Origin of the sequence: Achromobacter anxifer (assembly GCF_903652925.1) — a bacterium.
In the GTDB taxonomy this organism is placed as follows: domain Bacteria; phylum Pseudomonadota; class Gammaproteobacteria; order Burkholderiales; family Burkholderiaceae_B; genus Achromobacter; species Achromobacter anxifer.
This window is the reverse complement of record NZ_CAHLAR010000008.1, coordinates 177,767-189,707: the sequence shown is the minus strand read 5'-3', so window position 1 is coordinate 189,707 and position 11,941 is coordinate 177,767. Positions and strand designations below refer to the sequence as shown.

General features: G+C 67.4%; 12 protein-coding genes. 8 read left to right on the top strand and 4 right to left on the bottom strand.

Features of this window, described 5'->3' with window-relative positions; genetic code table 11:
- The first annotated feature begins 40 nt into the window (after nt 1–40).
- Together cheY and cheZ are read left to right on the top strand one after the other, a co-directional pair.
- Nucleotides 41–430: a chemotaxis response regulator CheY gene (gene cheY / locus HWY37_RS24155; RefSeq protein ID WP_006224583.1), complete on the top strand. Its 390-nt coding sequence runs from the start codon at nt 41–43 to the stop codon at nt 428–430.
- Between the two features lie 8 nt (nt 431–438).
- Nucleotides 439–1,071 (top strand): protein phosphatase CheZ, encoded by a 633-nt coding sequence (gene cheZ / locus HWY37_RS24150; protein ID WP_175211487.1) that lies wholly within the window; start codon nt 439–441, stop codon nt 1,069–1,071.
- Here cheZ and HWY37_RS24145 read toward each other — a convergent pair.
- Nucleotides 1,068–1,289 carry a hypothetical protein gene (locus HWY37_RS24145; RefSeq protein WP_176090018.1) on the bottom strand — a complete coding sequence of 74 codons (222 nt, stop codon included), beginning with the start codon at nt 1,287–1,289 and terminating at the stop codon, nt 1,068–1,070. The genes cheZ and HWY37_RS24145 overlap by 4 nt on opposite strands.
- Nucleotides 1,290–1,320: 31 nt before the next feature.
- Between HWY37_RS24145 and HWY37_RS24140 the strand changes: the two genes are divergently transcribed.
- The 4 genes from HWY37_RS24140 to flhF all read left to right on the top strand — a co-directional run bounded on the left by HWY37_RS24140 (nt 1,321) and on the right by flhF (nt 9,182).
- The gene (locus tag HWY37_RS24140) at nt 1,321–2,838 is read left to right on the top strand and encodes a methyl-accepting chemotaxis protein (protein WP_175211495.1); all 1,518 of its coding nucleotides are present in this window, start codon (nt 1,321–1,323) and stop codon (nt 2,836–2,838) included.
- Nucleotides 2,839–3,024: 186 nt separating this feature from the next.
- Nucleotides 3,025–4,179 (top strand): flagellar biosynthesis protein FlhB, encoded by a 1,155-nt coding sequence (gene flhB / locus HWY37_RS24135; protein WP_176090017.1) that lies wholly within the window; start codon nt 3,025–3,027, stop codon nt 4,177–4,179.
- 3 nt (nt 4,180–4,182) lie between these two features.
- The gene (gene flhA, locus HWY37_RS24130) at nt 4,183–6,303 is read left to right on the top strand and encodes a flagellar biosynthesis protein FlhA (protein ID WP_175211491.1); all 2,121 of its coding nucleotides are present in this window, start codon (nt 4,183–4,185) and stop codon (nt 6,301–6,303) included.
- Nucleotides 6,300–9,182: a flagellar biosynthesis GTPase FlhF gene (gene flhF / locus HWY37_RS24125; RefSeq protein ID WP_176090016.1), complete on the top strand. Its 2,883-nt coding sequence runs from the start codon at nt 6,300–6,302 to the stop codon at nt 9,180–9,182. The genes flhA and flhF overlap by 4 nt, the downstream gene beginning before the upstream one ends.
- A gap of 21 nt (nt 9,183–9,203) precedes the next feature.
- Here flhF and HWY37_RS24120 read toward each other — a convergent pair whose 3' ends face one another.
- The 3 genes from HWY37_RS24120 to flgA form a co-directional block, all read right to left on the bottom strand.
- Nucleotides 9,204–9,683: a flagella synthesis protein FlgN gene (locus HWY37_RS24120; protein WP_175208402.1), complete on the bottom strand. Its 480-nt coding sequence runs from the start codon at nt 9,681–9,683 to the stop codon at nt 9,204–9,206.
- A gap of 98 nt (nt 9,684–9,781) precedes the next feature.
- Nucleotides 9,782–10,075 carry a flagellar biosynthesis anti-sigma factor FlgM gene (gene flgM, locus HWY37_RS24115; protein ID WP_175208401.1) on the bottom strand — a complete coding sequence of 98 codons (294 nt, stop codon included), beginning with the start codon at nt 10,073–10,075 and terminating at the stop codon, nt 9,782–9,784.
- Between the two features lie 128 nt (nt 10,076–10,203).
- The gene (gene flgA, locus HWY37_RS24110) at nt 10,204–10,914 is read right to left on the bottom strand and encodes a flagellar basal body P-ring formation chaperone FlgA (protein WP_175208400.1); all 711 of its coding nucleotides are present in this window, start codon (nt 10,912–10,914) and stop codon (nt 10,204–10,206) included.
- A gap of 177 nt (nt 10,915–11,091) precedes the next feature.
- Here flgA and flgB point away from each other — a divergent pair, with 177 nt between their 5' ends.
- Nucleotides 11,092–11,499, top strand: coding sequence for a flagellar basal body rod protein FlgB (gene flgB / locus HWY37_RS24105; RefSeq protein WP_175208399.1), 408 nt, complete (start codon nt 11,092–11,094; stop codon nt 11,497–11,499).
- A gap of 22 nt (nt 11,500–11,521) precedes the next feature.
- Complete coding sequence (flgC, locus tag HWY37_RS24100; RefSeq protein WP_175208398.1) at nt 11,522–11,941, top strand: flagellar basal body rod protein FlgC; 420 nt, start codon at nt 11,522–11,524, stop codon at nt 11,939–11,941.

Genomic DNA, 11,941 nt, shown 5'->3' with positions numbered 1-11,941 from the left:
TCCCCGATCGGTCCAAGGCAAATTTTTTCTGGAGTAGAAGATGGTAGACAAGGGCCTGAAGATTCTGGTGGTGGATGACTTCCCCACCATGCGGCGGATCATTCGCAACCTGCTCAAGGAGCTGGGTTTCGAGAACGTGGATGAGGCCGAGGACGGCGCCATCGGACTGGAAAAGCTGCGCAACGGCGGCTTCCAGTTCGTGGTGTCGGACTGGAACATGCCCAACCTGGATGGCCTGGAAATGCTCAAGCAGATCCGCGCCGACGCGGCGCTGGCGTCGCTGCCGGTGCTGATGGTGACGGCGGAGGCCAAGAAGGAAAACATCGTTGCCGCCGCCCAGGCCGGGGCCAACGGCTATGTGGTCAAGCCCTTCACGGCGGCGACGCTGGAAGAGAAGCTCACCAAGATCTTCGAGAAAATCGCCGGTTGAGGTGCGCCATGAGCACGACGGAAAATGAAAACCCGGCGGAATCCACCGACCTGATCCACCGCATCGCCTCGCTGACGCGCATGTTGCGCGACAGCATGCGCGAGCTGGGCCTGGACCAGGCGATCAAGGACGCCGCCAACGCCATTCCCGACGCCCGCGACCGTCTGCGCTACGTGGCGCAGATGACGGAGCAGGCCGCCAACCGCGTTCTGAACGCGACCGAGCTGGCCGGCCCGATCCAGGACGGCCTGTCGCGTTCGGCGCAGGCGCTGGATGCGCGCTGGCAGCAATGGTACGACCAGCCGCTGGAACTGCCCGAGGCGCGTGAACTGGTGAAGGACACCCGCGCGTACTTGCAGGAAGTGCCGAAGCAGGCGCAACAGACGCAGTCCCAGCTGATGGAAATCACCATGGCGCAGGATTTCCAGGACCTCACGGGCCAGGTCATCATGCGCATGATGGACGTGGTGGGCGCGATCGAGCGCGAGCTGCTGCAGGTGCTGCTGGACAACGTGCCGCAAGAGCGCCGCGAGGAGGCCAACAGCCTGCTCAACGGCCCGCAGATCAGCCCGCAAGGCAAGACCGACGTGGTCACCAGCCAGGATCAGGTCGACGACCTGCTGGCCAGCCTGGGCTTCTAGGCAAGCGCCGCGCCGCCGGGGATGTCCTCCGGCGGCGCGGTGTCGGTCCGCAAGCCGGGCATGAACGTATTCCCTAAGGGCGCAAACAGCGTCCGGCCGATAGACTTCCCGCCATAATAATTAGCAGGGGCCGTGCAGCGTGAAACATGGCGCGCGCGCAGCGCGCCAGGCAACGGATGCCCACAGAAGGCGATCCGGGCCGGCACAAGGAGGTTCATCGTGGCCAGATCCGTATTCCGCCTGGGTGGCATGTGGCGGTTGTTGCGGCGGCTCAATCGCGGCGACGCGACGCTGTCGGAACGCACACTATCCATCAGCCCGGCCGTCTGGCCGCTGTACCGGTTCATGGGGCGGATACGCAGCCGCATCATGACCGTCCGCCAATCCAGCATAGAAATCGCGCTGAACGCGGCGCGTACGCAATTCCAGGCCGGCCGTTGTTCGTTGCTGGCCCAGGAGCAGGCGCGCGCGGCGCAGGCGCTCGCGGCCAGCGGGGCGCAGATCGCCGCCTTGTCGGGTTCCACCTCCAGCCATGCGCGCGAGATCGCCGAGGTATCGGGGCAGAATCTGCTCACGGCGCGCCAGGCGCAGGCCGAACTGGCGGACGTCAAGGAGCGGGTGGAGCGCATGACGCGCGAGATGGCTGCCTTCACCGAAGTCGTCGGCCAGTTGACCGGCCGCGCCAGGTCGGTGGCGGACATCAGCAAGCTGATCAAGGACATCGCTTTGCAAACCCAGCTGCTGGCCCTGAACGCAGGCGTCGAGGCCGCCCGCGCTGGCGATGCGGGCAGGGGGTTCGCGGTGGTGGCCAGCGAGGTAGGGCGGTTGGCCGAGCGCGTGAATTCGGCCACCAGCGATATCGGCAGGCATACGACCGAGATGCTGGAACTGGTCGACACCACACAACGCCAGACACAGACGCTGCGCGAGGACGTCGATGCGTCGGGCGGCGTGCTGGACCGCACTTGCTCCAGTTTCGAGCGTTTCGTGCGCGATTTCGACGGCATGAACCGCCAGATGGGTGAAGTGGTCCAGGCCGTGGGCGAAGTGGACATCACCAACCACGGCATGAGCGAGGAAGTCGGGCGGATCGCCGCGCTCAGCGCCGACGTGCTGGAGCGTGTCGGCAGCATGTCCGGCGAGATCGACCGCATCCGCCGCCAGACGGAAAGCGTGCAGGAAGTGCTGGCCGACATGCGCACGGGCGCTACCGCCTTCGACGGCCTGTGCGATGCCCTGGATGCCTTCCGCGACGCGGCCGCCAGCCTGCTCGAGGATGCCCGGGCGCGCGGCGCGGACGTGTTCGACCGCCACTATCAGCGGATTCCGGGCAGCGAACCCCCGCGCTTTCATACCCGCTACGACCGCGCGATCGACGAGGCCTTGACCCGTCTGCTGGACAGCGTGCTGGAGAGCATACCGGGCGGGATCTACACCATCCTGGTCGACGACCGGGGTTACGCGCCGGCACACAACAGCCGCTTTTCCCATGCGCCTAGCGGGGATCCCCAGATGGACATCGTGCGGACGCGGCACAAGCGCATCTTCGATGATCCGGTGGGGCGGCGCCTGGCCGCCAATACCGGTGCGATGCTGTTCCAGACCTATTCGCGAGATACAGGCGAGATCGTCAACGACATCTCTGTCCCTGTTTATTTGGGCCCGGAGCATTGGGGCGCGGTGCGGATCGGCCTGGACTACGGCCGCTTCCAGGCGGAGGTGGAAGAGGGCGCGGGCGGGCACGCCGCCGCTGTCGCGGCGCGCTGACGCCGGTCCTCGCCGGCCATCCCGGGGCGAGCGGCGCCGGGGCAGGGCGCGCGTCCCGCAACGCATCCGGGAATAGCGCCGCTTTCCCCCCGTTTCTTGGCTTATCGCCCAGGGCCCGGGCCTCCTAGAATCTCGGCGGGCAGCTCGTCATTCCAGAATCCGCGAGCCGCAACGACACCGCAGAGCATGGCCGAAGAAAGCGACCTCGAAAAAACCGAAGCCGCCTCTCCCAGGCGCCTGGAAAAGGCGCGCGAGGAGGGGCAGATTGCGCGTTCCCGCGAATTGGGAACGTTCATGATGCTGGCGGCGGGCGTGGGCGCGATCTGGGTTGGCGGCGGCTCGCTCTACCGCGCCCTGAGCGGCGTGCTGCGCAACGGCCTGGCGTTTGACCAGCGCATCGTCCTGGATCCCGGCGTGATGGTCGAGCGCGCGGTCGACGGCTTCGGCCAGGCCTTGCTGGTGCTGTTGCCGATCTTTGGCCTGCTGGCGGTCATCGCGGTCCTGTCCAGCGTGCTGCTGGGCGGCATCGTCATATCCGGCAAGCCGCTCCAGTTCAATTTCTCCAAGCTCAGCCCCATTTCCGGGATGAAGCGGATGTTCTCGTCGCAGACGGTGGTCGAACTCATCAAGGCGCTGGCCAAGGCCGCGCTGGTCGGCGGCGTGGCGGTCTGGGTCATCTGGCGTTACCACGACGACATGCTGAGCCTGATGCACGTGGCGCCGTCGGCGGCGCTGATCAAGGCGCTGACGCTGGTGGCGATGTGCTGCGCCTTCATCGTGGCGTCGCTGATGGTTATCGTCATGCTGGACGTGCCGTGGCAGATCTGGAGCCACCTGAAGAAGCTGCGCATGTCCAAGGAAGACGTGCGCCAGGAACACAAGGAAAGCGAAGGCGATCCCCACGTGAAGGCGCGCATCCGCCAGCAGCAGCGCCAGGCCGCGCGCCGCCGCATGATGTCCGAGGTGCCGAAGGCGGACGTGGTGGTGACCAACCCCACGCACTATGCCGTGGCGCTGAAGTACGACGAGGAAAAGAGCGGGGCGCCGCGGGTCCTGGCCAAGGGCACCGGCCTGATCGCGGCCAAGATCCGCGAACTGGCGGCCGAGAACCGCATCCCTACATTGGAAGCGCCGCCGCTGGCGCGCGCATTGCATCAACACGTGGAGCTCGGGCAGGAAATCCCCTCCGAGCTGTACACCGCGGTGGCGGAAGTGCTGGCGTGGGTTTTCCAGCTGCGCTCCTGGCGGGCCGGGTGGGGAGCCGAACCGACGGCCCCGACCAAGCTGGCCGTGCCGGCCGCGCTGGACCCGCAAGCCAAAACCGCAGCACAAGGAGTTTAAGGAATGAGCGCTTTGCTCACCATGTTGAAGAGTAGCGGAGCCACGCACGCGCGGCTGCTGGCGGGCCCCATCCTGATCGTGATGGTGCTGGGCATGATGGTCCTGCCGCTGCCCACGTTCCTGCTGGATCTGCTGTTCACCTTCAACATCGCGCTGTCCGTGATGATCCTGCTGGTGGCGATGTTCACGCGCAAGCCGCTGGACTTCGCCGCGTTCCCGGCCGTGCTGCTGTTCGCCACGCTGCTGCGCCTGTCGCTGAACGTCGCCTCCACCCGCGTGGTGCTGCTGCACGGCCACACCGGCCCCGACGCGGCGGGCAAGGTCATCGAGGCCTTCGGCCACTTCCTGGTCGGCGGCAACTTCGCCGTCGGCATCATCGTCTTCGTCATCCTGACCATCATCAACTTCATCGTCATCACCAAGGGCGCCGGCCGCATCGCCGAAGTGGGCGCGCGCTTTACCCTGGACGCGATGCCGGGCAAGCAGATGGCGATCGACGCGGACCTGAACGCCGGCCTGATCGGCGAGGATGAGGCGCGCAAGCGCCGCGCGGAAGTCTCGCAGGAATCGGATTTCTTCGGATCCATGGACGGCGCCAGCAAGTTCGTGCGCGGCGACGCCATCGCCGGCCTGCTGATCATGGCCATCAACATCATCGGCGGCCTGATCGTGGGCGTGGCCCAGCACGACATGTCGATGGGCGATTCGGCGCGCGTCTACACGCTGCTGACCATCGGCGACGGCCTGGTGGCCCAGATTCCGGCGCTGGTGATTTCCACCGCCGCCGGCGTGGTGGTGTCGCGCGTGTCGACCGACCAGGACATCGGCCAGCAGATCCTGAGCCAGCTGTTCTCCAATCCCAGCGTGCTGTTCCTGACGGCCGGCATCGTCGGCATCATGGGCCTGATTCCGAACATGCCTCACGTCGCATTCCTGACCCTGGCCGGCGCGCTGGGCTGGGGCGGCTGGATGCTGTACAAGCGGCAGGCGGCGGCGGCCGCGGCTAAGGCGGAGGTGCCGCCGCAGGCGATCACCCAGGCGCAGGCCGCCGCGGCGGAGGCCAGCTGGGACGACGTGTCCATGGTGGACCAGCTGGGGCTGGAGGTCGGCTACCGCTTGATTCCGCTGGTCGACCACGCCCAGAACGGCGAACTGCTGCACCGCATTCGCAGCCTGCGCAAGAAGTTTGCGCAGGACGTGGGCTTCCTGCCGCCGGTCGTGCACATCCGCGACAACCTGGAGCTCAAGCCCAACGACTACCGCATCCTGCTGTCCGGCGTGGAAGTCGGACATGGCGTGGCGATGCCCGGCCAGTGGCTGGCGATCGACCCGGGCGGCGTGACGATGCAGATCAAGGGCACGCCGACGACGGACCCCGCTTTCGGTCTGCCGGCGCTGTGGATTGACGGCAGCCTGCGCGACCAGGCGCAGGTGGCGGGTTACACGGTGGTGGACGCCGGTACCGTGGTCGCGACGCACCTGAACCACCTGATGCACCGCCACGGCTCCAATCTGCTGGGCCGCCAGGAAGTGCAGCAGCTGCTGGACCGCATCGGCCGCGACGCGCCCAAGCTGGTCGAGGACCTGGTGCCCAAGACCCTGTCGCTCACGGCGTTGCAGAAGGTGCTGCAGGGCCTGTTGTCGGAAGAGGTTCCGATCCGCGACATGCGGACCATCATCGACACCTTGTCCGAGCACGGCCCGCGCCTGGCGGCATTGGCGGCCGGCACGGGCAGCCAGCCGGACATCAACGAACTGATCGCGTTGACGCGCCGCTCGCTGGGCCGCGCCATCACGCAGCAATGGTTCCCTGGCGAAGGCGAGCTGCGCGTGATCGGCCTGGACGTGAAACTGGAGCGCGTGCTGGCGCAGGCCATGACGACCAGCGGCGGCCTGGAGCCCGGGCTGGCCGATACGCTGCTGCGCGAAGCGCAGGCGGCGGTCGAACGGCAGGAGTCGCAGGGCAATGCGCCGGTGCTGCTGGTGTCGCCGGTCTTGCGCGCGCCCTTGTCGCGCTTCCTACGGCACCATTTGCCGCAGCTGGGCGTGTTGTCGAATACGGAAATTCCCGATGAGCGCATGGTGCGTGTGACCGCGCTCATCGGCGGAGGTAATGGGGCATGAAGATAAGCCGTTTTTTCGGGGCGAACAGCCGTGACGTGATGCGTCAGGTCCGGCAGGTGCTGGGGCCCGACGCGCTGATCGTGTCGAACCGCAGCGTCGACGGCGGCGTTGAAGTGTTGGCCACCGTCGAGGGCGCTTTCGACGATGCCGCCCATGAGGCGGCGCCGCGCCAGGAGGCCGCGTATTCCCGGCAGCCCGAAGCGCGGCAGCAAGCGCCCGCCGGCTCGCCGGCAGTTCCACGTTTCGATGTGCCGGACCAGGGCGCGCGCGCCCCGGCTCCCGTGATGCCGCAGGGCGGATACCCGGCGCCGTCGCGCTCCATTGCCGCCTACCAGACCGCCTACGCCTCCTCGACGCAAGCCGAGGACGAGACGCCCGAGGCTCAGCAACCGGTCGCGTCCGCGCCCGCCGCTCCCGTACGCGTTGAATTGCCGTCCTTGCCGCCGCTGCGCCAGATGCCCGCCGCCGGCCCGGCCGCGACACCCGCGGGCGCCGCAACGGTTGCGCCGCAAGCTTATGCAGCGGTTGCCACCGCGGGCACGGCTCCCGTTGCGCCGCCTGCCTATCCCGCAGCGCCGGCGGGCACGGCGCAGGCGACGCCGTCCGCCTATTCCGCGTCTCCCTCCACGCCGGCTCCCGCAGCGCCGATGCCCGCGGCCCGTGCGCCCGAAGCGCTCCAGTCCGCGCCCGCGCCTTCCATGGCTCGCATGCCGGATGCGCCGCTGCGCCAGCCTCCAGCCGCGCCGCCAGCAGCCATGGCCGCCGATGCCGCAGCCGGCTTGCAGGACGCCATCAGCGCATTGCGCGGCGCGCTGGAAAGCCGCATGGACGGGCTGCTCTGGGGCGGACGCCGGGGGCCGGGCCGGGAACCGGCCGGAGCTGCGTTGTTCCGCAGCCTGCTGGATGCTGGTTTCAGCACGAAGCTGGTGCGTACCCTGGTGGAGCGCCTGCCCGAGGGCATGACGCCGGAAACGGCGTTGAGCTGGGCCCGCAACGAACTGGTGACGCACCTGCCGGTGCTGCGGTCCGAGGACGAATTCCTGGCCGGCGGCGTTTATGCGCTGGTCGGTCCGACGGGCGTCGGCAAGACGACCACGTTGGCCAAGCTGGCCGCGCGCTGCGTGGCGCGCGAAGGCCGCGAGCAGGTTGCGATGCTGACCACGGACAATTTCCGGATCGGCGCGCTGGAGCAGTTGCAGATTTACGGGCGCCTGATGGGCGTGCCCGCCCACTCGGTGCGCGACGCGGGCGAACTGCGCCGTATCCTGGCGGAGTTGGGCAACCGCAAGATCGTGCTGATCGACACCACCGGCATCAGCCAGCGCGACCGCCTGGTGGCGGAGCAGGCGGCCATGCTGTGCAACGCCGGCAAGCCGGTGCGCCGGCTGCTGGTGCTGAATGCGGCCAGCCAGGGCGACACCCTGGACGAAGTGGCGCACGCCTATCGCAATGGCGTGGGCGAGGACGTGGCCGGCTGCATCATCACCAAGCTGGACGAGGCCACGCGCCTGGGCGCGGCGCTGGACACTGCCATCCGCCACCGTTTGCCGATCCATTACATGTCGGTCGGCCAGAAAGTGCCCGAGCACATGGAGCTGGCCCGGGCCGACGTGCTGATCGACCGCGCCTTTTCCATGGTTGAGCGCGCCCGCGCGCTATATACCCCGAGCGAAGCCGACCTTGCGACGCTGGTGTCGGCCTCGCGCGAGTCCGAGAGCGTGGATCCCGCCCGCAAACGGCAGTTGCTGGCTTCCGCCATCCTGCGCCCGCAAGGCGGCGCGGACTCGGTCGAGGCCGCGCAGAATCTGGACGACGCCATTGCCTGGCTGGAAAGCGACCGTGCCTGCGTGCAGGCCCGAGCTTCCTGGCGCGGCTACGTGGACGACGCTTCGGGTTCCAGCCTGGCCCCGTTGGCCGACGAACCCCTGTCGATGGCGCGCCGCGAATTTTCCGCGGTCTGCGGACGGCATCTGCTTGCCGTGCACGGCAAGGCCGCCATGAAGGGCGAGGGCCTGCCGGGCGGCACGCTGCTGGGCACCTTGTTGATGAGCGACCGCGGTACCGCGCTGGCGGCGCCGGCGCAGCAATTGGTACTGCCGCACGGCATGCTTTCTTCGTTCGCGCCCGCGGCGCCGGCCCAGCCGGACGCGGCCCTGGCGTTGCAAGCGCGCGTGGATTGGCTGACGGAAAAGCTGGCGCGCGTACCGGTCGTGCACATGCTGGAAGCCGGCACGTCCGCCTTGTGGCCCGCCCTGAACGAGCAGGGCGTTGCCTGGGTGGCGCGCAGCGCCGGCGGCCAGCGCGTGATTCAGGATGACTGCCCCACCAATCTGAACGCGGTGGGCAAGAGCGTGGGCTATTTGCCCGTCGGCCAGCCTGGCGACATGCCGGGACTGCACAGCATCCAGGCAGGCAAGCGCGTGCCGCTGGCGCTGTGGGCGTCGGGCACGGAAGTGACGCTATCCGGCCGCGGCGCCGGCGACCCGGTGCGGCTGGTTTGCGCCCGACTGATCGATACGGTCAGCGGGGAAGTGGCCGGGCAGCTGTTCGGCATGACGAATCTGCCTGCGTCCCAGGCGGACGCGGCGACGGTGGCGCGTTGGTTGGTCTTGCAGGATGAGGCCAAGGCGGGCTTCCGCTATATGGTGAATGCCTGGCAGGCCTTGCCGGCCGTGGACGGCGCCCATGCGCTTGCGCGTCAGGCGTTGATGGCCGGGCAGATGGGCGCCGCTTGCTGGCAGTTGGCGCACACGTGTGGCGCAGAGATTCTGCAGGGTCCCTTGTCGGGCATCATGGGTACGGAACGCAAGCTGTCGGGGCGGATGTTGCCCGTGGCTTTGTTGAAGATGTACGCGATGCTGGAAATGACCGGGGGGTGAACCGGGCCGTGGCCCGGCTGTTCAGCCGGCGACGATGGGCTTGCGGCCCGGGGCGCTGCGGGCGCCGCGGCCGCGGGCGTCATAGGTGTTCGTCGAGCCGCCCGCCACGCCCATGTTGCGCAGGGCGTCCAGCGATTGCTGCGTATAACGCAGGTGCACGTCGATGAGCGCGCCGTTGCGCATATTGATTTCGTTGGCGGATGCCGATTTGTTCAGCAAGGCCTGCCAGACGCCCGACAGTTGCGGGTGCAGTACGGCCGCCTGCTCGGTGCCGGTGTGTCCCGGCGGCAGGCCGATCTCCGTGAGCAGGGAATCGCGGACCTGGCTCAGGTCCACCAGCTGACGGGCGACGTTGCCCTTGCGCTCGGTGATTTCCTGCAGCACCTCGACGCTTCCCAGGCCCACCAGCACTTCGGTCTCTTCTTCCAGGATGGAGGAGAACTCGGTGATCAGGGCATCTTCCTGGCGCATGCAGGATTGCAGGGAGTCGACGGTGCTCATGGTCATGCTTCGGCTCGGTATATCGGGGTTTACTACGTCTTGGGTTTGCTACGGAAGTTCATTGCGACAGGCCACTGCCGCAGCGACGCGGCGGCAGCTCACTTCAACAAATCACGGGCGCTGGCGATCAGGCTGTCGGCGATGCGGCCGGTGTCGATCTTGAGCTGGCCCGAGGCAATGGCCGCGCGGATGGCGGCGACGCGTTCGACGTTGATGTCGGTCGAGCCGTCCTGCAGCGCCAGCATCTTGCGCGATGCCGAGCTCAGTGCCACCTGCGAGCTGCTGGAACCGCTGGCGCTGCTGGCGCCATAGGCCTGGGCAACCGCGGAGTCGGCGCGAGGAGCGACAGCGTCGGCCGATAGGGGGCGGTTGGTGGTGGAATTGATCTTCAAGGTTTTCTCCGCAGGGCGTCCTGGGTCGGTTGTGCGACGGATTCGCCTACTTGTGTCTCTGTAACGTCAGGTCCGGACGGAACTTTAGGGCGGACGGCCTGTTGGCGCAACGCGATATGTAACAGCAATTACAGTTGTATTTCCACGAGGCTGGCGTTGCGCACCACGCCGCTGACCACCTGGCCGCCGGCGGTGCGCACCTGCACGGTGGCGCCGGGCGCCGCATTGTCCAGCGCCTGGCCTTCGCTGCTGACCACGAAACCGTTGCCGCGCGCGTTGATGCGGACATTGGAGCCGCGCACCACCGACTGGGCATTGCGCAACGCCGATCCGCGCACGGCTTGCCCGGCATTGATGCGGTGGACCGCCGTCATGCCGACCACGGTCTGCGGGTCGGTGATGGCACCGGGGGGCAGGGCCACCAGGTCGCCGTCCCGCGGCGCCAGGTCATCTGGCGTCAGGGCCTGCCCGGCGGCAATCATGCGCGAGGCGACGTAATAGTAGCCCGGCACGCTGACCGTGGCCTGCACGTAGGCGGTCCAGGGCTTGGGCGCGTTGCAGCGCACGCCCACCGTCATGCGGGAGCGCAGCTTCATGCCCGAGGGCATAAATGGGGACATGGCATCGCAGGGCGCCAGGCGTTCCGCGCGCGGGGGATCGATCGCGATGGAGGGTTGGCCGGGCAGGCCGGCCAGCTGGTCGCGCAGATAGGACTGGGCCGCAAGCGCGATCGCCTCGGGAGCCTGGGTGGCGGCTTCCTGGGCCTGCGCGGCCAGGGGCAGCAGCAGGAAGGCCAGGCAGGCAGCGCGCGCGCGGAGTCGTCTTGCGGAGATCTTCATGATGGATGAATTGTAGAAGTCCGCGGCGCTCGGCAATACGTGAATTGGATGAGAAATGACGGGTTATTTGGCTGATTGTGTTCAGCCCCCGGCCCCTATGATGCCGTCATCCAATGGGATAACGGTCTGTCCGGAATCCCGGGTTTCATCCGAATTGCAACGCACCAAGGCGCCACGATGCTAGACAGGCTTAATGAAGATTTCCGGTTCTTCCAGCAGTCCCTGGGACTGCGCGCACAGCGCCAGGAAGTACTGTCGTCGAACATCGCCAACGCCGATACGCCCAACTACAAGGCGCGGGATTTCGATTTCAAGACGGCGATGACCAACGCCATGGAAGGCTCCAAGCGCCTGGCCGACACCTCGCTGACGCTGACCTCGGTCCGCCATATTCCGGCCAAGGCCGTGTCGCAAGGCCCCACGGACCTGCTCTACCGCCTGCCGTACCAGCCCAGCATGGACGGCAACACGGTGGACATGGATATCGAGCGCGTGCAATTCGCGGATAACACCCTGCATTACCAAAGCACGATGCAACTGCTGTCTGGCCGCATCCGGACCATGATGGCCGCAATTCAGGAATGATTTTTAAAGGGAGCGGCAGGCAATGTCCTTGTTGAGCATTTTCGATATCGCCGGTTCGGCGCTCAGCGCGCAATCGCAGCGCATGAACGTGGCGGCCAGCAACATGGCCAACGCCGACAGCGTGGTCGGCCCCGACGGCCAGCCTTACCGCGCCCGCCAGGTCGTGTTCCAGGTGAATCCGCCGGCCGGCCAGGCGCTGGGCCAGGAGATCGGCGGCGTGCGCGTGGCCGGCGTGGTCCAGGACCAGTCTCCGCTGAAGCTGGTCTACGACCCGAAGCACCCGCTGGCCGACGCCCAGGGCTACGTCAGCATGCCCAACGTCGATCCGGTGGCCGAAACGGTCAACATGATCGCCGCCTCGCGTTCATACCAGGCGAACGTGGAAGTGCTCAACACCGCCAAGTCGTTGATGCAAAAGACGCTGACCATCGGCCAGTCCTAA

Bases quoted from the DNA above. Each gene is read 5' to 3' on its own strand.
- cheY (WP_006224583.1), top strand. From the start codon at position 41: ATGGTAGACAAGGGCCTGAAGATTCTGGTGGTGGATGACTTCCCCACC.
- cheZ (WP_175211487.1), top strand. From the start codon at position 439: ATGAGCACGACGGAAAATGAAAACCCGGCGGAATCCACCGACCTGATC.
- HWY37_RS24145 (WP_176090018.1), bottom strand. From the start codon at position 1,289: ATGAACCTCCTTGTGCCGGCCCGGATCGCCTTCTGTGGGCATCCGTTG.
- HWY37_RS24140 (WP_175211495.1), top strand. From the start codon at position 1,321: ATGTGGCGGTTGTTGCGGCGGCTCAATCGCGGCGACGCGACGCTGTCG.
- flhB (WP_176090017.1), top strand. From the start codon at position 3,025: ATGGCCGAAGAAAGCGACCTCGAAAAAACCGAAGCCGCCTCTCCCAGG.
- flhA (WP_175211491.1), top strand. From the start codon at position 4,183: ATGAGCGCTTTGCTCACCATGTTGAAGAGTAGCGGAGCCACGCACGCG.
- flhF (WP_176090016.1), top strand. From the start codon at position 6,300: ATGAAGATAAGCCGTTTTTTCGGGGCGAACAGCCGTGACGTGATGCGT.
- HWY37_RS24120 (WP_175208402.1), bottom strand. From the start codon at position 9,683: ATGAGCACCGTCGACTCCCTGCAATCCTGCATGCGCCAGGAAGATGCC.
- flgA (WP_175208400.1), bottom strand. From the start codon at position 10,914: ATGAAGATCTCCGCAAGACGACTCCGCGCGCGCGCTGCCTGCCTGGCC.
- flgB (WP_175208399.1), top strand. From the start codon at position 11,092: ATGCTAGACAGGCTTAATGAAGATTTCCGGTTCTTCCAGCAGTCCCTG.
- flgC (WP_175208398.1), top strand. From the start codon at position 11,522: ATGTCCTTGTTGAGCATTTTCGATATCGCCGGTTCGGCGCTCAGCGCG.